The organism is Mesorhizobium sp. M0496 (assembly GCF_040321205.1).
Classification (GTDB): Bacteria; Pseudomonadota; Alphaproteobacteria; order Rhizobiales; family Rhizobiaceae; genus Mesorhizobium.
Genome location: NZ_JAMYRC010000021.1, coordinates 1 through 20,600, shown reverse-complemented (window position 1 = coordinate 20,600; position 20,600 = coordinate 1). Strand labels below are relative to the sequence as shown.

The window sequence follows — 20,600 nt, the reverse complement described above, 5'->3', positions numbered from 1 at the left end:
CAGTATTTCGTCGGCTTTCTTGTCTCCGGCCCAGCTTTCGGAACAGTCCCGACTGTTGTATCAAGCTCTACCGAGGAGAATACCTGGTGGGGCGAGGAAACATGCAAGGCATCCGACAAAAGATCATGACATTTACTTTAGCACAAGCTAATCTACTTGGCATGGCGGCGGGTTGTGGCGCCCTGTGGCTGATCCTGGCCGCCGCTGGACCAGCCCTTGCCGAAGACGCCAAGCCGGCCCAGCCAAAGCCCTCCGATGCCAATCCGTGGGCGGTGAACTGCTCCAGCGGCACGGCAAGCGTCGAACTTCAGTGCCAGGTGTCGCAGAACTTGACCGAGGCCAAGACCGGACAGCGCGTGCTGACCGTGACCATGCGCCGCGACAGCGGCAATGGCGGCTTGGCCATGCTGCTTGCTCTGCCGCACGGGCTGTTCCTGCCGTCCGGCGCCAGCTATCAGATCGACCAGGGCCAGAAGACGACCCTCGCCATCCAGACCAGCGACCAGAACGGCGCCTATGCCGCCACGCCGCTGTCGGCCGATCTCATCAAGGCCATGAAGTCCGGCACCAATCTGAACATCGGCATGGAATCGGTCACCCGCAAGCCGGTCACCATCCCGGTGTCGCTGGCCGGCTTCACGACCGCCATCGCCAAGCTGGAATCGATCAAGTAGCGGATTCGGCTTGACCGCTGCGGTGCATAGCCTTTGCTGACAGCAGGACAGCACCGGCGGCCCATAAACCGGCTTGATTGTCTCCACATGGAATGCTCCGTTGCCGCTTCGGACATTCGGAGAAACTCATGACAGGCTTTGTCGACCGCGAGCGCGCGGCGCAACTGATGGAGCACGCCGGCATCGAGGCGCTGGTGCTGTGTGCGCCCGAGGCCTTCCACTATGCCACCGGAACCTCGATCGGCCCGGCGGGACTATTCCGGCGCGCCGGCGCCGGCTTCGTCGTCATTCCCGCGGCCCAGGACCTGCCGATCGGCGTGGTGGCGGCGGATTTCAATTCGGCACAGCTGCAGCGGGTCATGCCGGACGCTGTCATCCGCAGCCACCCGATCTGGATCGAGTCGGCCACGCTTGACGCCTCGACATCCGGGCAGGGGCTGGCGCAACGCATCGAGGCGGGCATTGCCGCGTCCGGCCGGGCGCTCGGTTTTTCGCGGCCGGCGACATTCGAACTTGCCCATTCCGTCCGCGAGCTGAAGCACATCCTGAGCGGGTTCGGGCTCGATCGCGCGACGATCGGCATCGATCTCGATTTCATCGCCGCCGCCGATTTCTCAGCCATGAAGGAGTTGCTGCCGGCCTGCACGATGGTCGACGGCTCAGCGGTGCTCGACAGGCTGCGGGCCATCAAGTCGCAACGTGAGATCGACCTGCTGCAGCAAGGCATCATCCTGTCGGAAGCCGGGCTGGACCGGCTGCAGGTGGATGCCATGGCCGGCATACGCCAGGCCGATCTTATTGCGCTCTACCGGGCAGGCGTCGCCACCGCGGCGTCCGGACTGGCCCATCCGGTGGCAACTGCCGAATATGTGACGCTGGGCGCGAAGGCCAAGGGTGCCGATGCGAAGGCCACGCCTGGCGATCCGCTTAAATGCGACATGGTCTGCACCGTGGGCGGCTACGCCTCCGATATGTCGCGCAACTTCATTTTCGGGCCGCCATCCGCTGAGCAGGCCGAGCTGCACGCGATCGCCGAGCGGGCCTTCGAGGACGGACTGGCCGTACTTGTTCCGGGAACCGCGCTCGCCCACGTGCATCGCGTCGCGACCGAAAGCCTCGCGCGGCAAGGCCTGCGCTCCTACCGCCGCGGTCATTTCGGCCATGGCGTCGGCCAGTCGGTCTTTTCCGAACAATGGCCGTTCATTGCGGCCGACAGCGATGTCGTGATCGAAGCCAGCATGGTGCTGGCCTTCGAGATCCCGCTCTACATCGACGGCCTCGCCAGCTTCAATCTCGAAGACCAGTTCCTGATCACGCCGGACGGGCCTGTTGCCATGAACCGTCTCCCGAGGCGGTTGGAGAGGATTGGGTAGCAATGGTGGTCGCTGCTGCAGGGTAGCGTTCTACGGCGCCTCCCTCTGTCCTGCCGGACATCTCCCCCACGAGTGGGGAGAAGGGCTGTCGCGACCGCCTTCGCCTATTTTCAACATTGCAAGAAAAGAGGCCGGCGCCGAAGCTGCCAATCTCCCTCCTTGTGGGGGAGATGTCCGGCAGGACAGAGGGGGGCGCCACGGAACTCGGCGGCGCGTGTCTGCCTTGTACAACTAAGCGCTCACCGCTGGCCGCCGCCCCTTCCACGGCATCTCCTGTTCGAGCTGCACTGAGGTGGCCAGCACGGTGGCCTCGTCGCCGTAGCAGCCGACCAGTTGCACGCCAATCGGGACGCCGCCTTTCGACCAGCCGAGCGGCAGCGAGATCGCCGGCTGGCCGGAGATGTTGAAGGGGAAGGCAAACACCGAATCCGCCCATTTGGCGTTGTAGCGGTCGATGTCCGTCTCCGACATGTCGTAGTAGCCGAGCGGGCGCGGCAGCTGAGTCAGTGTCGGGGTGATGAAGAGATCGTAGGCGCCGAGGTCGCCGACGATGTCGCGGCCGACCTGCCTGAGCTGCTCGACATCGGAGATGTGCCTGATACCGCTGGTCGCGCGGCCGCGCTCGATGATCGCCCAGGTCACCGCCTCGACGTCATTTGGCGTCACCGGCCGGCCGATCACCGTTTCAAGGTAGTCGAAGGTCGCCGCCGTCTGCACGCAGGTCATGTTGGTGTAGGTTTTCCAGACCGCGTTGGCGTCGAGCGGCATGTCGTGCTCCTCGACGTCGTACCCGAGACGCTCGAGCGCCGCCACGGTCGCCAGCACCGCAGCCCTCACCTCCGGGTCGATCGCCGTGCCGTTGGGTGGCGTGACGGAAAAGCCGATGCGCAGCTTCTTTGGTGCCCGCGCCGAGAGGCTGAGCCAAGAACCATTGGGAATCGGCGGCGTGTAGGGGTCGCCCGGCAGCGCGCCGGCCACCGCGTCGAGATAGGCCGCGGTGTCGCGCACGGTGCGCGAGCAGCACAGGAAATAGGCGCCGCCATACCAATAGTCGCCGAACGGCGCGAGGCTGACGCGGCCGCGCGACGGCTTTAGCCCGACGATGCCGCAGCAGGAGGCCGGAATGCGGATCGAGCCGGCGCCATCGCTGGCCTCGGCGATCGGCACCATGCGCGCTGCGATGGCCGCGGCAGCACCGCCGCTTGAGCCGCCGGGCGTGATGCCTTCCTTCCACGGGTTCTTCGTCGCGCCGTAGAGTTCGGCTCGGTTGTGATCGACCAACCGTTCTCCGGCGCGTTCGACTTGCCGACCAGCACCAGCCCTGCCGCCTTCATGCGGCGAACGACTTCGGTATCGAAGTCGGCGACGACGTCTTTCAGGTAGAAGCACGAATTGGTGTTCGGCGCCCCGGTCCAGGACGAGGCCAGCTCCTTGAGCAGGAACGGCACGCCGGCGAAGGGTGTTGATTTGTCGACCGTCTGCGCCTGGGCGCGCGCCATGTCGTAGAGGCGATGGACCACCGCGTTGAGCGGGGGGTTGAGCCGCTCGACCAGGGTGATTGCTGCGTCTACCAGTTCAGCCGGCGTAACGTCGCCCCGCTTCACCAATCCGGCCAGGTCCAGTGCGTCGGACTCCGCACAGGTTTTCAGCAGACTGTCGGTAGCCATGTCTCGCTCTCCCAGTTTCTCAATGCCACCCGTTGAGGTGCCCGAGCTGTCGCTTCCGGGCCAACATTCGCGAACCTAAAGCGATCGCCCTTTGGACACACCAATCTTGTCGATGCTCTCGTTCCTCCGGCGCCGCCTCCAGCGCCAGCAGCCGGATTCAGGCCAGGTCGACGGTCCGCCCCAGCGCGATGCTCTGTTCGGCGGCCAGCACGATGCGCAGGCTGTTGACCGCCGCATCCATCTGCTCGCTGAGGTCGAGATCTTCGCGGATGGCGCGCAGGAAGAAGGCCTGCTCGCGGTCGCAGAGTTCCTGGTGGCCGGGCTCGTCCTCCATGCTGACGATCTCGTCGGGCTTCGAGAAATTCTTGTCGCCGTCGACCGCGGCATAGTGGATCTTGAGCGCGTCAGTCTTGGTGTGGCGGTCGATGTCGGCGGAGTTCGACACTTCGGCCAGTTCGGCCGCGCTGCTCGCCTGCTGTCCGGCGACGATCGAGACAGCGCCCTTGGGGCCGACCACGTCCTTCACGAAATAGGCCGTCTCGCTCATCATCGGGCCCCAGCCGGCCTCGTACCAGCCGACCGAGCCGTCATCGAAGGTGACGTGCAGATGGCCGTAATTCTGCTTGTCGGCTTCCGCCCACAATTTGGCGCCGATGCCGTGCACACGCACCGGCTTGGCGCCGGTCAGCTGGCACATGACGTCGACATAGTGGACCCCGCAATCGACGATCGGAATCAGCGAATCGATGAGGTTCTTGTGCCAGTGCCAGGCACTGCCGCTGCTCTGCTGGTTGAGGTTGAGCCGCATCACCAGCGGCTTGCCGAGCGTCTTGCCGACTTCGATGAACTTGATCCAGGAGGGGTGGACGCGCAGGATGTAGCCGAGCACCAGCTTGCGGTTCTTGGCCCGCGCCGCGGCAACAACCTTTTCGGCATCCTCATTGTTGGTGGCGAGCGGCTTTTCCATGAACACATGGCAATTGGCTGCGATCGCCTTCAGCGCATATTCGGCATGGGTGTTCGGCCAGCTGTTGATCGACACGGCGTCCGGCCTGGTCTCCTTCAGCGCCTGATCGAAGTCCTCATAAAGCGGATAGCTGGAGAGCTCCGCCGGGATCTTCGTGTTGCTCTTGATCGAGCGGCTCATGATGCCGACGATCTCGAAACCGTCGAGCCGGTGATAGGCGCTCGCATGCGACGCACCCATATTGCCGAGACCAACCACCAGAACTTTTACCTTGTCGGACAATTCCGCCTCCCAATTCTTGATTGAATCTTGGGCGGCGACCTCGTCGTCGCCCGTATGTTAATCCAGGACAATCACCTCAGCTTGGCGCTGCCCCTTCCTCTCCCCCGTCGATCGGGGGAGAGGTGTCGAGCGAAGCTCGACGGAGTGGGGGTCGACCTTCGCCGCGCGCTGAGGTTTCTTGCTCGCCAGAGATTGTGCCTGCGGCGACTGCCCGTTTGGCGAACGCATTCCACCACTCCGTCGCCGCTTCGCGGCGCCACCTCTCCCCCCTCCGGAGGGAGAGGAAAGGAGCCAAGGCAGGACAACGAGGGGCAGCGCCGACATTGCTCGTTTGCGCAGCCCTATTTCACCGCCGAATCGAACAGATGCGCCTTGATCTTCTCGACATCGAGAGCGGCAAAGCCTTCCGACAGCTTGTATCCGTCGGCGTCGGCCTTGACCTTAGCCTTGTCGAAATCGTTGGCCGGGCCGATCAGCTCATTGGTGCAGACATCCTCGGCCTTCACCGGCGCGGTGATCTGGCCGATCTTGTGGATTTCGTCGAAGAAGCCCTGCCAGCTCGCCATATCGTGCGAGCCCCAGCCGCCGCGCTTGTCCATGTCGCCGCGGAAGACGTTGATCTGCTGCAGGATCGACGTCGTTCCAAGTTCGGGCCCGAGATTCTTGGCCAGCGTCGGGAACTGCTCGAACACCGCTTCGACGGCCGCGCGAGGGTTTTGATACCCAAACTCCAGGCCCATCGCCCAGCCGCGCAGATACTTTTCCAGGAACGCCTTGCGGTCGGGATCCTCGAGATCGGCGGCACGCACGACGAAGGTGTTGGCCGGCAGCTTCGAGTTCTGCACGCCGAGCCAGTATTCGAAGTCGAGCCCCTTGGCGATCCATTCGGCGCGCAGGCCTTCCCATGCCAAAGCGGCATCGCCCTGGCCGCCGGCAAGGGCGGTGCCCCAGGTCGGCCAGCCGGCCTCGACATACTTGACCTTCTTGATGTCGACGCCTTGAGCGGCCAGCAGCGGGTCGGTGATCGACTGCCATGCGGCGGAGCCGAGCAGGATGGTCTTGCCTTCCAGCTTCTTCAGGTCGTTCGACCCCTCACCCTTGCGGAAGGCGATGCTGAACGTGTCGCGAGCGCCCATGTGGAACACCGACTTCAGCTTCATGCCGTTCTGGATGGCGAAGGAAAACACACCAGGCGACGGGAAGCCCATATCGGCCTGGCCGACATCGACGAACTTGACCGTCGCGGTTCCATCCGACGGCCCCGGCTGCATGTCGGTGTCCAGCCCGTCGAAATAGCCGGCCTTCTTGGCTGCCCAGTAGGGATAGTCGTCGAGCACTTCGAGCGTGCCGCGCGGCGAGATCCAGGTGAATTTTCCATAAGGCTCGGCCCTGGCCTTGCGGCCCGTGGCGCCAAGTGTCGTCGCGGTCACCAGCCCGGCGCCGGTCACCTGCAGGAAATAGCGGCGGCTTATCCCCACCGGGTTGATCGAGATTTTTTTGGTCATGGCATTTCCCCTTTTTGTTGATTGTCAGTCTTGCCCTGTCGCCCGCCTCCCGGGCGCCACTAGTTTCCCGCGTTCATGCCTCCCAGCTCGCCCATTTCTTGCCGATCAGGAAGAACAGCACGTAGATCAGGATGCCGAGCGTCGACAGGATCAGCACGACCGCGAAGAACTGCGGCATCTGGATCATCGACGAATAGGTGGTCAGCCGGTTGCCAAGGCCGAAGCCGCCGCCGACCATCTCGGCGCCGACAGCAGTCAGCAGGCCGAAGATGGCGCCAATCATCAGTCCGACCAGGATCATCGGCAGCGCCATCGGCGCGCGGATCTTCCAGAAGATCTGCAAGGTGCTGGCGCCATAGGAGCGCGCCAGCACGATCTTGGCGCTGTCGACGCGGCGAAAGCCGGTGGCGGCGTTGATCATCACCATCGGCCCGGCGGCCAGCGCCACCGCGATGATGCGCGGCGTGTAGCCGAAGCCGAAGCGCAGGATCAGCAGCGGCACCAGCGCCAGCATCGGCGTGGTGACCAGCAGCAAAATGTAGGGCGCGACGATCTTCTCGGCGAACGGGAACTGGGTGATGACCGCAGCCAGGATGAGGCCGATAACGGCGCCGATGGCGAAGCCGGACACCAGCTCGACCAGCGTGTAGCCGAGATGCGGCGCGATCAGCGGAAACTCGTCGAACAGCGCATAGGCAATCGAGCTCGGCGGCGGCATGATGTAGAGCGGCACGTGGAACAGCCGCAACGCCAGCTCGATGCCGCCGATGATGATCACCGCCACGGCAAGAATGGCGGTCACTTCCTTGCCCGACTTGATGCCGGGCCCACTGGCGAAGGCCGACAGATTGGTCAGGCTGACCTCGTGGCCGTCGCCGGATTTGGCCCCCGACTTGGCTTTCGAGAATTCCGGGATGGCGTCACCTCCGCTCACGGTCTGATCCTCACGATCTCGGCGCTCGGGCGCTCCGGCGCTTTTGGCCGCGTGCGCTCGCCGACTATGTCCATCTTGATCCGGTTGGTGAGGTCGAAGACCTCTTTCGTCGCCATGATCTCCAGCGAGCGTGGCCGCGCGAACGGCACACGATATTCCTTGGCGACGCGGCCCGGCCGGGCGCTCAGCACCACCACCCGGTCGGAGAGGAAGATCGCCTCCTCGATGCTGTGGGTGATGAAGACGATGGTGGTCTTGGTGTCGAGCCAGATCTCTTCGACCAGGCGGTTCATCTCCTCGCGGGTGAAACTGTCGAGCGCGCCGAACGGCTCGTCCATCAGCAGCACCGAGGGTTTCAGCGCCAGCGCCCGCACGATCGCCGCGCGCTGCTGCATGCCGCCCGACAGTTCGCGCGGAAACTTGCCGCCGAAGCCATCGAGCCCGACGCGGTTCAGCAGATGCGCGATCCACGCCCGGTCCGGCTTTTCGCCCTTGATCTCGAAGGGGAAGCGGATGTTGGCGTCGAGATTGCGCCACGGCAGAAGGTTCGCTTCCTGGAAGACGATGCCGATATCGGGATGTGGGCCGGTGATCTTGATACCGTCGAGCCGGATCTCGCCGCTGGTCAGGCCATGCAGGCCCGACATCGACCACAAAAGGGTCGTCTTGCCGCAACCGGAAGGACCGACGATCGAGACGATTTCATTGGCACTGATATCGAGGCTGCAACGGTCCAGCGCCAGCAGGTCGCCGGAGGCCGTGTGATAGATCTTGGTCGCTGCCTGCACGCCAAGCTTCGGGTTTTTCGCATCGCCCGTATTCATCTGCCCCCCGGGAAGATTGCGCGATGATCCATTGGCTCATCCCTGCGAAAATCAGTCTGTAACTATCCTACTTTCCTGTCAAGCACGAGCGCTGGTACCTGTATCACAAAAGTCTGGTCCAATAGCTAATTTGCTGTTTTTGAACAATTTTCTACGTCTTGAAATCTATGTTGCTTTCCTACATACTTCTGAATTCGCGTGGACTGGAAAGAAAGCGGCGACGTGAAGCTTCCCCAACGACACGCTGCGGTTGCGATGCGGCCGGGCACGTGGAGCCATGGCGTGCAAACATGCTAAGACGTCAGCCTCGCAACCAGGGAAAGACCGGGATCTCATGACCGAAGCTGGCAGCCAGGAAGAGCCTGTTCCAAGCGACGATGCGGAGGGGCGCGATCCTGTCCGGCGCATCCCCGACATCATCTCGCTGGTCAAGGATTCCTACGGGGAATTGCGTCCGGCCGAACGGCGTGTCGCCGACGTCGTGCTCGACGATGTCAAATACGCCGTCGATGCCTCCAATGCCGCCCTTGCGCAACGCGCCGGGGTCAGCGAACCGACGGTGACCCGGTTCTGCCGCGCCATCGGCTGCGAGGGCGTGCGCGACTTCAAGCTGAAGCTGGCGCAGAGCCTCGTCGTCGGTGCGCTCTATCTGGCCAAGTCACCTTCCGTCAGCAACGACAATGGCATGCCGTTCTGGAATGCCGTGTTCGGCGAGGCGCGCCGGGCGCTGCAGGAGGCCGAGCGGCAGCTCGACCCCGCGCAGCTGCAGAAGGCGGCCGAGCTGATCGCCAAGGCGCGCCAGGTCACGGTCTTCGGCCTCGGCGGCAGCTCCTCGGCACTGGCGCAGGAAACCCAGTACCGGCTGTTTCGCTACGGCATATCGATCAGCGCCCAGTGCGATCCCTACCTGATGCGCATGACCGCCTCGACCTTGAAGCCCGGCGATCTGGTGATCGCCATTTCGGCGACGGGACGCACGCGCGAGGTGATCGAGGCCGTCGAACTTGCCAAGCACTACCGCGCCAATGCCATCGCCGTGACCGCGCCCGACACCGAACTCGCGCGCGCCTGCGACGTCAGGCTGACGGTGGCGGTGCCGGAATATCCCGACACGCTGAAGCCGACGGCCTCGCGCTTCGCCTTCCTGGCCGCGATCGACCTTTTGGCGGTGGCCTCCGCCTACAAGCTCGACGGCTCGGCCCGCGAGACCGTCCGCCGCATCAAATACAACGCCCAGATCCACCGCACCGGCAAGGAGATGGAGCCGCTCGGGGATTAGTTTCTTCCCCCCGTTCACGGGGAGAAGGTGCCGGCAGGCGGATGAGGGGCAGCGCCGAGTCCGACAAGTTACCGTTCCAACACAGATTAGACGCATGCAGGAAGAGGAAAAAATGCTCGAGATAGCCCCATCGAAACAGGCCGCCGCATGGCTCGAATCCCTGGCGCAGGCGCTCGAAACGGGCGACGCGGCGGCAGCGAGCAACCTGTTCGTCGATGATTGCTACTGGCGCGATCTCCTGACCTTCACCTGGAACATCACGACCATGGAAGGTCGCGAGGCGATCGCCGGTATGCTGGCGGCAACGCTGGCGACGGCGAAGCCGACGGCATGGCGCCTGACCGGCGAGGCAACTTCGGACGAGGGCATCATCGAAGCCTGGTTCAGCTTCGAAACCGCAGTGGCGTCAGGGGAAGGCATCATGCGGCTGCGCGATGGCCGCTGCCGGACGCTGTTCACGGCGATGACCGACCTGAAAGGGTTCGAGGAGCGCAAGGGGGCGGCGCGGCCGCTGGGCGTGCGCCACAAGGCCGATCCCAAGCGCGAGACCTGGTCGGAGGCGCGGGCGCGCGAAACGCGCGAGCTTGGCACTGATGAACAGCCCTATTGCCTGGTCATCGGCGGCGGCCAGGGCGGCATCATGCTCGGCGCGCGGCTGCGCCAGCTCGGCGTGCCCACCATCGTCATCGAGAAGAATGCGCGGCCGGGCGATTCCTGGCGCAACCGCTACCGCACGCTCGTGCTGCACGACCCGGTCTGGTACGACCATCTGCCCTACATTCCCTTCCCGGAAAACTGGCCGGTGTTCACGCCCAAGGACAAGATGGGCGACTGGCTGGAAATGTACACGCGCGTCATGGAACTCAACTATTGGGTCGCCACCAAGTGCCTCAGCGCCTCGTATGACGAAACCGAAAAGGTCTGGACCGTGGTGGTCGACCGCGTCGGCCGGCAGATCACGCTGAAGCCGAGGCACATCGTCTTCGCCACCGGCGCCTATGGCCCGCCACGGCGGATCGATCTGCCGGGCGCCGATCAATTCAAGGGCGAGTTGCTGCATTCCAGCCAGTATGCCAGCGGCGAGAAATTTCGCGGCAAAAAGGTCGCCGTCATCGGCGCGGCAAGCTCCGGGCACGATGTCTGCGTCGATCTCTGGGAAAGCGGCGCCGACGTCACCATGATCCAGCGCTCGCCGACCACCGTGGTCAAGTCGGACACGCTGATGGAAGTCGGCTTCGAGATATTCTCGGAGACCGCCCTGGCGCGCGGCATCACCACCGCGAAGGCCGACATGATCGTCGCCTCGACGCCGTTCGCGCTGGTGCCCAAGGGCCAGCGCGCCCTCTACGAGGTGGTCAAGGCGCGCGACGCGGCCTTCTACGACCGCCTGCGCGCCGCCGGCTTCGCCATCGATTTCGGCGACGACGAGACCGGCCTTTTGATGAAGGCCTACCGCACCGGCTCCGGCTACTACATCGATGTCGGCGCGTCCGACCTGATCATCGACGGCAAGATCGGCGTCCGCAGCGGCGTCGCCATCAAGTCACTAACGCCGAGCGGCATCCTGTTCGAGGACGGCACCGAACTCGCCGCCGACGCCATCATCGCCTGCACCGGCTATCAGTCGATGAACGAGACGGTGGCGGGAATCGTCTCGCGCGAGGTCGCCGACAAGGTCGGCCCCTGCTGGGGCCTCGGCTCCGGCGTGAAGGGCGACCCCGGCCCATGGCAAGGCGAGCTGCGCAACATGTGGAAACCAACCGCGCAGGAAGCGCTATGGTTCCACGGCGGCAACCTCGCACTGTCGCGCTTCTACTCGAAATATGTGGCGCTGCAGATCAAGGCACGGATGGAGGGGATAGAGACGCCGGTCTATGGGGCGGTGAGCAACGCCAGGTAAGATCGACCCCCACTCCGTCGAGCTTCGCTCGCCACCTCTCCCCCGATCGACGGGGTAGAGGAAGGGCACGAGTTTGCCAGCCTTGGCGCTTTTCCTCTCCCTCCGGAGGGGGGAGAGGTGGCGCCGCGAAGCGGTGACGGAGTGGGGGAAGCCATTCGCCAAACGCGCAGCCGCCGTTAGGCAGGCACAACCCCGACGGCCGAGATCAGCTACTCATGCCGATGCCCAAAATGCCTCGCCGCAACCTCGACATGCGTATGCCGTTCATGCGCCCCGAAACGTTCCGTCTCGCTGACGTCGTTCACCGTCTCGTTTGGCCACCAGGTGCCGCCGATGGCGATGCCTTCGCAGACCAGCCGCTGGTCGGCGACCAGCGATGCGCCGACCGCGTCGACGAAGGTGAAGCGGCCTGGGTGCTGCCGGAGCACGGCGACATCGCCAACCGTGCCGACCGCCAGCGTGCCCAGATCAGGCCGCGCGATCGCCTGTGCCGGCGCCTGCGTCGCGGCGCGCAAGACCTCGACCAGCGGCATGCCGAGCGCCAGCAGCTTCGACATGCAGACCAGGATGTCGAAAGCCGGCCCGTCGACGCAGTAGAGATGCACGTCGCTCGAGATCACGTCGGGCGCCAGCCCCTCCTCGAGCATGGCCCGGGCGACCGCGAAATCGAACGAGCCCATGCCGTGGCCGATGTCGAAAATGACGCCGCGCTCGCGCGCCAGCCGCATGTCCGGCCGCACCGCGCCGGAGGCGAAGACCGGCGCATTCGGGAACGGCCGGAAGCAGTGGGTGAGGATATCGCCCTTGCGCAGGCGCGGCAGCACTTCCGAGCGGCCGGGCGGCGGCTCGTCGATATGCGCCATCAGCGGCAGCCCGGCCTGATCGGCGGCTTCCAGCGCCAGATCGACGGGTGCGATGCCGCTGGTGCCGCCGGCGTGCTTGCCGGAGCGGACTTTTACGCCGACCACGACATCGCGGTGTTCGCGCACCGCCGCCACGACCTCGCGCGGCTCGCAGAGCCGGAGATCGCTGCACTCGCCGACCGACACCGTCTGCGAGAAGCCGAAAATGCCGGCAAAGGAAATGTTGACATAGGCCAGGATGCGGACCTTCGAGCGCTCCATGACGTGGCGGCGGAAGCCGAGGAAGTTGCCTGCACCCGCACTGCCCGCATCGATGAAGGTGGTGGTGCCGCTCTTTGCGGCCAACCGGTCGGCATCGACGCCGAGCGAGGTGCCGCCCCAATAGACATGGCTGTGCAGGTCGACGAGGCCTGATGTGACGATGCAGCCGGCGGCATCGACGACCTGCGCGGCGCTGGTCACCGGGATATCGGCATCGATCGCAGCGACTCGGCCATTGGCAATGGCGACATCGCGCAGCGCATCGATGCCGGCCGCCGGATCGATCAGCCGTCCACCCTTCAGCAGGAGGTCGAATTGCATGGGGGGAACCTCCGCTTCGTTGTCGCCTATCCGACCGGTCTGTACGCGACCGCCTCGACTTCGATCTTGATGTCGATCATCAGCCGCGATTCGACCGTGGTGCGGGCCGGCGGGTTCTTCGGGAAGTGCCTGGCATAGACCGCGTTGAAGGCGCCGAAATCGCGCGCATCTTCCAACCAGATCGTCGTCTTGACGACATCGTCAAGGGTGCAGCCGGCGAGCGCCAGTGCGGCCTTGATATTGGCGAGCACCTGCTCGGTCTGTTCCGTTATGCCGCCCTTGACCACGATGCCGTCGCTGCCGACGGGAACCTGGCCGGAGACATAGACGAGATCGCCGGCGCGCACGGCGGGCGACAGCGGCACATGCGACGTTCCAAAACATTGCTTGGGCAAGGGAAGGCCTCCTCTGATGACAGGGCGGGGCGCCATGACAGCGCCCGCTTCGATCGACATTTACCCCGATCGGGGCGATCCTCATAGAGGCCTTGTTGGAAAGCAACATTCCCAGGAATTCATGTTGCTTTATTACAGAAGCGCTTGCATCGTGCGCACTGGCGGCCCGCCTTGCGGTCGCAACGCACAGCATTTGCCAGACCGGAGACAGCAGCAATGACCTACGACAAGAACCCGTTTCCGGCAGGCGACGCCGATCGTCACGCGCTCTGGGAAATGCTGGTGCGGCGCGACATCGACGCTTTCATCGGCCAGGACTGGCCGATGGTCGAGGATGATTTCGTCGCCGAAAGCTTCTTCGGCATGCACGCGCGTTTCCTGAGCAATGCCGATGCCTGGCGACTGCAGTTTCCGCGGCTGGAAATCTATCGCGACGAGTGGCTGCGCCAAGCCAAGGAGACCGCGGCGACCAAATTCGCCGAGCCTCTGCGCGAGGCGCTGTTCCGCGTCACCAACATGCGCGACATCGATGTCGACGGCGACCGCGCCGTGCTGCACAAGAAATTCGACGGCTCGGTCGCCAAGGCCGACGGCAGCGTGGACAGGCTGAAATGGCAGACGCTGTATTTCTGCACCAAGGTCGGCGGCAGCTGGAAGATCGCGGGCTTTGTCGGCTACATGCCGCATCCGCTTGGCGGCTAAGCAATTCCAGGAAAAGTGTGAAGCGCTTTTCCCGGGAAAAGCGCATAGCGCTTTCCCTTGGGAATTGCGCCAAAACAACGACAAGCAGCCGCTCAGGAGAGCGCGACGAAGGCCGGGAACAGCAGGCCGGCACCATCGGCGCGCCGTCGGGCGTAGCGGCCTTTTACGAGACCCATTCTTACGAATTTGTATGCCGCCGGACAGGCTGATGCGAACTCTGCTGCGTACTGTGCGCCATGCCGGCTCAATTCTGCGCCGCCGCAATCAAGGATCTCGGGACATCAGCCATGCTCGCGCCCAACATGCAGCAACCCGCCGCACCGAGCCACAACAGGGTTCCGGAGGTCACCCTCGATTTCTGGCTGATCAAGCTGATGGCGGTCACCATGGGCGAGACGGCGGCCGACTATCTCTCTGACACGATCGGACTTGGGTTGCCCGTCACCTCGCTGATCATGACCGGTGTCCTGATTGCCGCGCTTGTCGTCCAATTCGCGCAGAAACGCTATGTGCCCTGGGCCTACTGGCTGGCGGTGGTGCTGATCAGCATCGTCGGCACGCTGGTCACCGACAATCTGGTCGACGATTTCGGCGTGCGCCTGCAGACGACGACCATCGCCTTCTCGGTGGCACTCGCCGCGACATTCGCGGTCTGGTACGCCAGCGAAAGGACGCTGTCGATCCATACCATCTTCACCACCAGGCGCGAGATCTTCTACTGGCTGGCGATCCTCCTGACGTTCTCGCTCGGCACCGCCGCCGGCGACCTCGTCGCCGAAAGCTTCGGCATGGGCTACCTCGGCACCGGTCTGCTGTTCGGCGGCGCGATCGCGCTCATCGCGCTCGCCTACTGGCTGCTCGATCTCGACGGCATCCTGGCCTTCTGGCTCGCCTACATCCTGACGCGGCCGCTCGGCGCTTCCTTCGGCGACCTGCTGTCACGGTCGGTCAGGCATGGCGGCCTGGGCTTCGGCACCATTTTCACCAGCCTGCTCTTCCTCGGCTGCATCATTGCCCTCGTCGTTCACATGACCTTGAAGAGCGCAACCGACGACGCCGACGAAATCCTGCTGGAATCGGAATAGGGTACAGGGCGGTTGCGCTAGCGTTGACAATTACCGAAAACCCCCCCGCTTCGTCATCCACGGGCGGAGCAAGGAGCGTAGCGACGCGGCGCAGACCCGAGGATCCATGCCGCGACCTCGGCCGAAGGATGCAGCGGAGCAGAATTCTGAACCGTGGCGACACGTTGGGGTCGCGGCATGGATCCCAGGGTCTCCGCGACGGAGCTCCGCTCCTGCTCCGCCCTGGGATGACGAAGTTGTGAAGGCCTCGGCCAATCTCGAATGTTTAGAGCGAAGCGCCACCGGACATGCGGCCTCGCGACATCCTAGGAACAAGCCCGTGCCGGTGTTAGCTTGCCGATCTCGGCAACGGACCGGACCTTTCATGCGACTGCTTCTCGTCGAGGACGACCTCAGGACGGCCGACTACATCGTCAGGGGACTGACCGAGGCCGGCCATGTCTGCGACCTCTTGCGCAACGGGCATGACGGGCTTTTCGCTGCGACCAGCGGCAGCTATGACGTGATCGTCGCCGACCGCATGATCCCGGGCCTCGACGGCCTGTCGATGATCAAGGCGATCCGCGCCGCGGGCGTACGGACCCCGGCGATCTTTCTCACCTCCGTCGGCGGCGTCGACGACCGCGTCGAAGGCCTCGAGGCCGGCGGCGACGATTATCTGGTCAAGCCCTTCGCCTTTTCCGAGCTGCTCGCCCGCATCAACGCGCTTGGCCGCCGGCCGGCCGCGCAGGAGCAGAAAACCGTTCTGCGGGTTGCCGACCTCGAGATGGACCTGATCATGCGGCGCGTTGTCAGGCGGGGTCAGCCGATTGACCTGCAGCCGAGGGAGTTCAGCCTGCTGGAAGTGCTGATGCGCGGCGAGGGCCGCGTCATCACCCGCACCATGCTTCTGGAGCGCGTCTGGGATTTTCATTTCGATCCCAGGACCAGCGTCGTCGAGACCCATATCAGCCGGCTGCGGGCCAAGATCGACAAGCCGTTCGAAACCCAGCTCATCCACACGGTCCGCAACACCGGCTACAGCCTGCACGCGCCGCCATGACCGAGACCTGGTCCCGCCTGCTGCGCAGCACGCCGTTCCGGCTTGCCTTGACCTTCGCCTTTCTGTTCGTGCTGGCCTTCATCTTGTCGGGCGCCATCGTCTACCAGATGATGAGCGCCGATCTTGCCGAGCGGCTCGACGACACCATCAAGGAAACCTACGCCGTCGTCGCCGCGACCTATGCCGACAATGATCTCAAGGAGCTGGTGGAGACCGTCGGCAGCCACTCCATGCGCAGCCCTAGGAAGCAACAGCTGTTTTCGCTGACCGACGCGGCCGGCAATCGCCTGGCCGGCAATTTCACCGCGGCGGGGCTTCCCGACGGCTTCTCGATGTTCAATGCCGAGATGCCTGGCGTGCCGCCCGGCGCCGAGTACCGCGCCTATTCCGGCTCGATCGGCGGCAACACTTTGACCGTCGCCTTCAGCCTTTCCGAAACGGAGGAGCTGGAAGAGGTGGTGCTGATGAGCTTCGGCTGGGGGACGCTGATCATCACCGGGCTGGCGGTCGCCGGCGGCGCGCTGCTTGCCTCGCGCGTCCAGCGCCGTCTCGACGGCATCGCCGCCACCATGGTGGACGTCTCGCATGGACGGCTGGACACCCGCATTCCGCTGACCGGCAAGGGCGACGATATCGACATCGTCTCCAACCAGGTCAACGCCGCGCTCGACCGCCTGTCGGCGCTGGTCGAAGGCATGAAACAGGTCAGCGCCAACATCGCACACGATCTGAAGACGCCGCTCAACCGACTGCAGATGATCCTCGACACCGCGACCGAAAAGAACCTGTCGGGTCAGAAAATCACCAGTGAACTCGCCGAGGCATATGCCGAGAGCCTGCAGATCAACGAGACCTTCGACGCGCTGCTGCGCATCGCGCAGATCGAGGCCGGCGCCCGCAGGGCGCGGTTTACCGATATCGATCTGGGCGAGGTGCTGCAAACCATCGCCGAGATCTACGCCGACGTGGCCGAGGACGACGGAAAATCGCTGTCGTTGGCGCAACGGCAGGAAACGATGGACCGTATCCACGGCGATCGCGAACTGCTGACGCAGATGTTCGCCAATCTAGTCGAGAACGCGCTGCGCCATTGTCCATCAGGCACATCCATCAAACTGTCGGTGACGCGCCAGGGCGACCACGTTGTCGCCAGCGTTGCCGACAACGGACCCGGCATTCCCGCCGACGAGCGTGAGAAGGTCTTCCAGCGGCTTTACCGGCTGGACCACAGCCGCTCGACGCCCGGCAGCGGGCTGGGCCTCAGCCTTGTCAGGGCCATCGCCGATCTGCATGGCGCATCGATTACGCTCGAGGATTGCCGGCCCGGGCTTGAGGTGGTGGTGAGTTTTCCCTTGGCGGTGGATTAGAGGTCGATCTCCCCCCTTGAGGGGGAGATGTCGCCGTAGGCGACAGAGGGGGTCGCCTCACGTGAAGCGCTAACCCCCATCTGTCGTGAGGAGGTCGCATCCGGTCGAACCGACCCCCTCTGGCCTGCCGGCCATCTCCCCCGCAAGGGGGCAGATCAGCAGCTTCACCGGTCAATCCGCGTCGACAGGATGATCGATGACGAGGTCCGCTCGACCCCGTCCATGGCGCCGATCTGGTCGAGCAGCAGATCGAGGTCGCGGATCGACGGCGCGTCGACGATGACGATCATGTCGAAATTGCCGCTGACCGAATGCAGCGTCCTGACCGGCGCCAGGTCGCGCAGGCCGCGCACCACCTTGTCGGCGAGTTTGGGTGTCACGGTGAGCAGCACATGCGCCCGCACCAGCCCCTGCTCATAGTCCGGCGCCAGCCGGACGCCATAGCCTATGATGATGCCGCGCTGCTCCAGCCGTTCGAGCCGGCTCTGCACGGTCGTGCGTGACACACCAAGCTTCCGCGCGAGCTCGGCGGTCGAGGCGCGCGCGTTCTCGCGCAGCAGGGAAAGCAGGGCCTGTTCGGCGTCACTGAGCATTTCAACGATTCCCGTCGGCAGATTGCGCAATTAGAGTTTCGTTTCGAACAATTCCACGCTTCCTTTCGACGGGCAAGCTGCAAAACTCATGCATGTCGCCCAAAGTTTTCAGCGGTTTGGGGCAACGACATGCATAAGACAAAAAGACATAAATCAGCTTTTGCGCGAGGGATCGGTCATGAAGAAAATTGTTGTTGTCGGCGCCGGCAAGATCGGCTCGACCATTGCCGAGATGCTCGCCGCCACGGGTGACTATCAGGTCACGCTCGTCGACCGCTCGGCGGCGCAGCTCACTGCTGCCGAAGTGCCGGCCACGGTTGCGACGCTGGAGCTCGATATCGAGGCCTCCGGCACGCTTGAAGCGGCGCTCGCTGGCAAGTTCGCGGCGCTCAGCGCTGCCCCTTTCCATTTGACCACGCGCATCGCCGAGGCGGCGGCAAGTGCCGGCGTGCACTATCTCGACCTCACCGAGGATGTCGTCTCGACCCGCCGGGTCAAGGAATTGGCTCGCTCGGGCAAGAGCGCCTTCATCCCGCAATGCGGCCTGGCGCCGGGCTTCATCTCGATCGTCGCCAATGACCTCGCCAGCCGCTTCGACACGCTGGAAAGCGTGCGCATGCGCGTCGGCGCCCTGCCGCAATACCCGTCCAACGCGCTGAACTACAATCTGACCTGGAGCACCGACGGCGTCATCAACGAATATTGCGAGCCCTGCGAAGCGATCGTCGAGGGCGAGCTGGTCGAAGTGCCACCGCTGGAGGAGCGCGAGGAATTCTCGCTCGACGGCGTCACCTACGAGGCCTTCAACACCTCCGGCGGCCTCGGCACGCTGGCCGAGACGCTGAAGGGCAAGGTGCGCACGCTGAACTACCGCACCATCCGCTACCCCGGCCACGCCGCGATCATGAAGGCGCTGCTCAACGACCTTGGCCTGCGCCACCGCCGCGACGTGCTGAAGGACATTTTCGAAAGCGCCCTGCCGGCGACGCTGCAGGACGTCGTCATCGTCTTCGTCACCGTCTCGGGCCGCAAGAACGGCCGCCTGCTGCAGGAGACCTACGCCAACAAGATCTACTCGAAACGCGTCGGCGATCAGGTGCGCAGCGCCATCCAGATCACCACCGCCTCCGGCATCTGCGCCGTGCTCGACATGCTGGCCGACGGCAGCCTGCCGGCGACCGGTTTCATCAAGCAGGAAGAAATCGCGCTCGACACCTTCCTCGCCAACCGCTTCGGCCGTGCCTATGCCCAGCACGAGATGGTGAGCCGGCTGGCAAGCTGAGCGCATAATCTCCCCCCTCGAGGGGGAGATGGCCGGCAGGCCAGAGGGGGTCGGTTCGACCGGACGCGGCCCCTTTGCGACAGATGGAGGTTAGCGCTTCACGCGAGGCGACCCCCTCTGTCGCCTTCGGCGACATCTCCCCCTCAAGGGGGGAGATTAGCCGTCGTCCTACTTCCGCAAGACCATCGGTCGCCCGAGCAGAAATCGGACCAAATTGCCGGCGTTGCGCGAGGCCTTGGCCGAGGTCTGCGGCATCTGCTTTTGCGCGGGCTCTTTTCGAAGCGGGGCGCGCGCTGTCTCGGCGCCTAGCCGGCCCACCGTGAAAGCCGGTTCCGCGACCGGCTTGCCGCGCAAGACATTGGCGGCATTGTTGTCATGGACGACGATGCACCATTGAGCTTCCTTCACGGCCGCTCCGACGGTGTTCAAACGCTTCGCCATCTTTGTGTGCTCGTCGCAATAGACCCCGTTCATGACCGGCGATCGCTTCTCGACCAGCGTGCCGAAGGCCGAGGTCGGATATTCGTGGTGCGTGTAGCGGTTGGTTGCCGCATCGAAATTCTGGCCGTGGGGAAAGGCGATATAGAGCGGTTGCTGGTTCACCTCACCCTTGGCGATTTCCCGGCGCGCGTAAAAGTCGACACGCTCCATGAAGGTCGGCGCCAGCGCGTCATCGCTGTCGAGCCGCGTCAGCGAAACAAATTCGGCATCCGTGTCGCCTTGGACAAACGCATTGAAGGCAACATTGTGGTTCTGGCCGGCCTCGACGAGGACCGGCCTGACGTCGATCCCGATCGCGCAATCGCAAACGATCCGGATGTAGTTCTCGTGTGTCTCGGAATCGAACCCGACCAGAACTGTAAAGTCCTTCAGCGATTGGCCTTCAAGGGAAGGCGCGCAATAGGTATCGAATAACGCCAATCGCTCGACCAGCCACACAGGGTCGAGATTGGCTCGCCCTTCTCCAGTCCATTGGCTCGGCATGAAGCCAGTGGCGGTGTTGTAGCGAATCGCCACGTATTTCTTCAGGTCGGTGCTCATGGGGCGACATTAGAGCATGGGCCCGAAAGGTGGAATCTCGGAAAACATGGTGCGCGGCACCTTTCTCACCAATCGCTTGCGTCACACCTATGCACAGCACGAGGAAGGAAGAGTGCTGACTCGAATAGGCTCGCGCCCTTCCTCTCCCCCGTCGATCGCTATTGCATTCACACATCTCGGTTGCGTTTTGGGGCGAAGCTCGATTCTATTTGGGCCGGGACGCTGAAGGAGGTTTGAATGACC

General features: G+C 64.1%; 17 protein-coding genes and 1 pseudogene. 9 read left to right on the top strand and 9 right to left on the bottom strand.

The features are described 5' to 3' along the window. The first annotated feature begins 125 nt into the window (after nucleotides 1-125). Both NKI73_RS18435 and NKI73_RS18430 read left to right on the top strand, forming a co-directional pair. Complete coding sequence (locus tag NKI73_RS18435) at nucleotides 126-674, top strand: invasion associated locus B family protein (protein WP_352632104.1); 549 nt, start codon at nucleotides 126-128, stop codon at nucleotides 672-674. Nucleotides 675-802: 128 nt separating this feature from the next. Beyond that, nucleotides 803-2,047 carry a M24 family metallopeptidase gene (locus NKI73_RS18430; protein WP_352632102.1) on the top strand — a complete coding sequence of 415 codons (1,245 nt, stop codon included), beginning with the start codon at nucleotides 803-805 and terminating at the stop codon, nucleotides 2,045-2,047. A gap of 231 nt (nucleotides 2,048-2,278) precedes the next feature. Here the strand turns inward: NKI73_RS18430 and NKI73_RS18420 are convergent. The 5 genes and pseudogenes from NKI73_RS18420 to NKI73_RS18400 form a co-directional block, all read right to left on the bottom strand. Beyond that, nucleotides 2,279-3,714, bottom strand: a pseudogene (locus tag NKI73_RS18420) (amidase). A gap of 157 nt (nucleotides 3,715-3,871) precedes the next feature. After that, nucleotides 3,872-4,963, bottom strand: coding sequence for a Gfo/Idh/MocA family protein (locus tag NKI73_RS18415; RefSeq protein ID WP_352632100.1), 1,092 nt, complete (start codon nucleotides 4,961-4,963; stop codon nucleotides 3,872-3,874). 341 nt (nucleotides 4,964-5,304) lie between these two features. Then, nucleotides 5,305-6,468 carry an ABC transporter substrate-binding protein gene (locus NKI73_RS18410; RefSeq protein WP_352632099.1) on the bottom strand — a complete coding sequence of 388 codons (1,164 nt, stop codon included), beginning with the start codon at nucleotides 6,466-6,468 and terminating at the stop codon, nucleotides 5,305-5,307. 73 nt (nucleotides 6,469-6,541) lie between these two features. Then, a complete protein-coding gene (locus NKI73_RS18405; RefSeq protein ID WP_352632098.1) occupies nucleotides 6,542-7,402 on the bottom strand; it encodes an ABC transporter permease in 861 nt (286 codons plus the stop codon). Next, on the bottom strand, nucleotides 7,399-8,226 hold the full coding sequence (locus NKI73_RS18400) for an ABC transporter ATP-binding protein (RefSeq protein WP_352632096.1): 828 nt from the start codon (nucleotides 8,224-8,226) through the stop codon (nucleotides 7,399-7,401). Before NKI73_RS18400 ends, NKI73_RS18405 begins: the two co-directional genes overlap by 4 nt. A 334-nt stretch (nucleotides 8,227-8,560) precedes the next feature. Between NKI73_RS18400 and NKI73_RS18395 the strand changes: the two genes are divergently transcribed. Next, the gene (locus NKI73_RS18395; RefSeq protein ID WP_352632094.1) at nucleotides 8,561-9,505 is read left to right on the top strand and encodes a MurR/RpiR family transcriptional regulator; all 945 of its coding nucleotides are present in this window, start codon (nucleotides 8,561-8,563) and stop codon (nucleotides 9,503-9,505) included. A 112-nt stretch (nucleotides 9,506-9,617) separates the two neighbouring features. Continuing rightward, on the top strand, nucleotides 9,618-11,405 hold the full coding sequence (locus tag NKI73_RS18390) for an NAD(P)-binding domain-containing protein (RefSeq protein ID WP_352632092.1): 1,788 nt from the start codon (nucleotides 9,618-9,620) through the stop codon (nucleotides 11,403-11,405). A gap of 209 nt (nucleotides 11,406-11,614) precedes the next feature. Here the strand turns inward: NKI73_RS18390 and NKI73_RS18385 are convergent, their stop codons facing one another. Continuing rightward, nucleotides 11,615-12,850, bottom strand: a complete 1,236-nt coding sequence (locus NKI73_RS18385) for an amidohydrolase/deacetylase family metallohydrolase (protein WP_352632090.1) — start codon at nucleotides 12,848-12,850, stop codon at nucleotides 11,615-11,617. A gap of 26 nt (nucleotides 12,851-12,876) precedes the next feature. Further along, nucleotides 12,877-13,281 carry a RidA family protein gene (locus NKI73_RS18380; RefSeq protein ID WP_352632241.1) on the bottom strand — a complete coding sequence of 135 codons (405 nt, stop codon included), beginning with the start codon at nucleotides 13,279-13,281 and terminating at the stop codon, nucleotides 12,877-12,879. A gap of 180 nt (nucleotides 13,282-13,461) precedes the next feature. Here NKI73_RS18380 and NKI73_RS18375 point away from each other — a divergent pair, with 180 nt between their 5' ends. The 4 genes from NKI73_RS18375 (at nucleotide 13,462) to NKI73_RS18360 (ending at nucleotide 17,441) form a co-directional block, all read left to right on the top strand. Next, nucleotides 13,462-13,947, top strand: coding sequence for a hypothetical protein (locus NKI73_RS18375; RefSeq protein WP_352632089.1), 486 nt, complete (start codon nucleotides 13,462-13,464; stop codon nucleotides 13,945-13,947). Nucleotides 13,948-14,234: 287 nt separating this feature from the next. After that, the gene (locus NKI73_RS18370; protein ID WP_352632087.1) at nucleotides 14,235-15,032 is read left to right on the top strand and encodes a COG4705 family protein; all 798 of its coding nucleotides are present in this window, start codon (nucleotides 14,235-14,237) and stop codon (nucleotides 15,030-15,032) included. A 364-nt stretch (nucleotides 15,033-15,396) separates the two neighbouring features. Then, on the top strand, nucleotides 15,397-16,074 hold the full coding sequence (locus tag NKI73_RS18365) for a winged helix-turn-helix domain-containing protein (RefSeq protein ID WP_352632084.1): 678 nt from the start codon (nucleotides 15,397-15,399) through the stop codon (nucleotides 16,072-16,074). Then, on the top strand, nucleotides 16,071-17,441 hold the full coding sequence (locus NKI73_RS18360; protein WP_352632081.1) for a HAMP domain-containing sensor histidine kinase: 1,371 nt from the start codon (nucleotides 16,071-16,073) through the stop codon (nucleotides 17,439-17,441). Before NKI73_RS18365 ends, NKI73_RS18360 begins: the two co-directional genes overlap by 4 nt. 164 nt (nucleotides 17,442-17,605) lie before the next feature. Here the strand turns inward: NKI73_RS18360 and NKI73_RS18355 are convergent, their stop codons facing one another. Beyond that, nucleotides 17,606-18,034 carry an Lrp/AsnC family transcriptional regulator gene (locus NKI73_RS18355; protein WP_352632079.1) on the bottom strand — a complete coding sequence of 143 codons (429 nt, stop codon included), beginning with the start codon at nucleotides 18,032-18,034 and terminating at the stop codon, nucleotides 17,606-17,608. 178 nt (nucleotides 18,035-18,212) lie between these two features. On the opposite strand from NKI73_RS18355, the gene NKI73_RS18350 reads away from it, so the two are divergent. Further along, on the top strand, nucleotides 18,213-19,316 hold the full coding sequence (locus NKI73_RS18350) for a saccharopine dehydrogenase family protein (RefSeq protein WP_352632077.1): 1,104 nt from the start codon (nucleotides 18,213-18,215) through the stop codon (nucleotides 19,314-19,316). A gap of 168 nt (nucleotides 19,317-19,484) precedes the next feature. On the opposite strand, the gene NKI73_RS18345 is transcribed toward NKI73_RS18350, so the two are convergent. Next, entirely contained in the window at nucleotides 19,485-20,357 is an 873-nt protein-coding gene (locus NKI73_RS18345; protein WP_352632074.1) for a glycosyltransferase, read from the bottom strand. Between the last annotated feature and the right edge of the window lie 243 nt (nucleotides 20,358-20,600).

Bases quoted from the DNA above. Each gene is read 5' to 3' on its own strand.
- NKI73_RS18435 (WP_352632104.1), top strand. From the start codon at position 126: ATGACATTTACTTTAGCACAAGCTAATCTACTTGGCATGGCGGCGGGT.
- NKI73_RS18430 (WP_352632102.1), top strand. From the start codon at position 803: ATGACAGGCTTTGTCGACCGCGAGCGCGCGGCGCAACTGATGGAGCAC.
- NKI73_RS18410 (WP_352632099.1), bottom strand. From the start codon at position 6,468: ATGACCAAAAAAATCTCGATCAACCCGGTGGGGATAAGCCGCCGCTAT.
- NKI73_RS18400 (WP_352632096.1), bottom strand. From the start codon at position 8,226: ATGAATACGGGCGATGCGAAAAACCCGAAGCTTGGCGTGCAGGCAGCG.
- NKI73_RS18395 (WP_352632094.1), top strand. From the start codon at position 8,561: ATGACCGAAGCTGGCAGCCAGGAAGAGCCTGTTCCAAGCGACGATGCG.
- NKI73_RS18390 (WP_352632092.1), top strand. From the start codon at position 9,618: ATGCTCGAGATAGCCCCATCGAAACAGGCCGCCGCATGGCTCGAATCC.
- NKI73_RS18385 (WP_352632090.1), bottom strand. From the start codon at position 12,850: ATGCAATTCGACCTCCTGCTGAAGGGTGGACGGCTGATCGATCCGGCG.
- NKI73_RS18380 (WP_352632241.1), bottom strand. From the start codon at position 13,281: ATGGCGCCCCGCCCTGTCATCAGAGGAGGCCTTCCCTTGCCCAAGCAA.
- NKI73_RS18375 (WP_352632089.1), top strand. From the start codon at position 13,462: ATGACCTACGACAAGAACCCGTTTCCGGCAGGCGACGCCGATCGTCAC.
- NKI73_RS18370 (WP_352632087.1), top strand. From the start codon at position 14,235: ATGCTCGCGCCCAACATGCAGCAACCCGCCGCACCGAGCCACAACAGG.
- NKI73_RS18365 (WP_352632084.1), top strand. From the start codon at position 15,397: ATGCGACTGCTTCTCGTCGAGGACGACCTCAGGACGGCCGACTACATC.
- NKI73_RS18360 (WP_352632081.1), top strand. From the start codon at position 16,071: ATGACCGAGACCTGGTCCCGCCTGCTGCGCAGCACGCCGTTCCGGCTT.
- NKI73_RS18355 (WP_352632079.1), bottom strand. From the start codon at position 18,034: ATGCTCAGTGACGCCGAACAGGCCCTGCTTTCCCTGCTGCGCGAGAAC.
- NKI73_RS18350 (WP_352632077.1), top strand. From the start codon at position 18,213: ATGAAGAAAATTGTTGTTGTCGGCGCCGGCAAGATCGGCTCGACCATT.
- NKI73_RS18345 (WP_352632074.1), bottom strand. From the start codon at position 20,357: ATGAGCACCGACCTGAAGAAATACGTGGCGATTCGCTACAACACCGCC.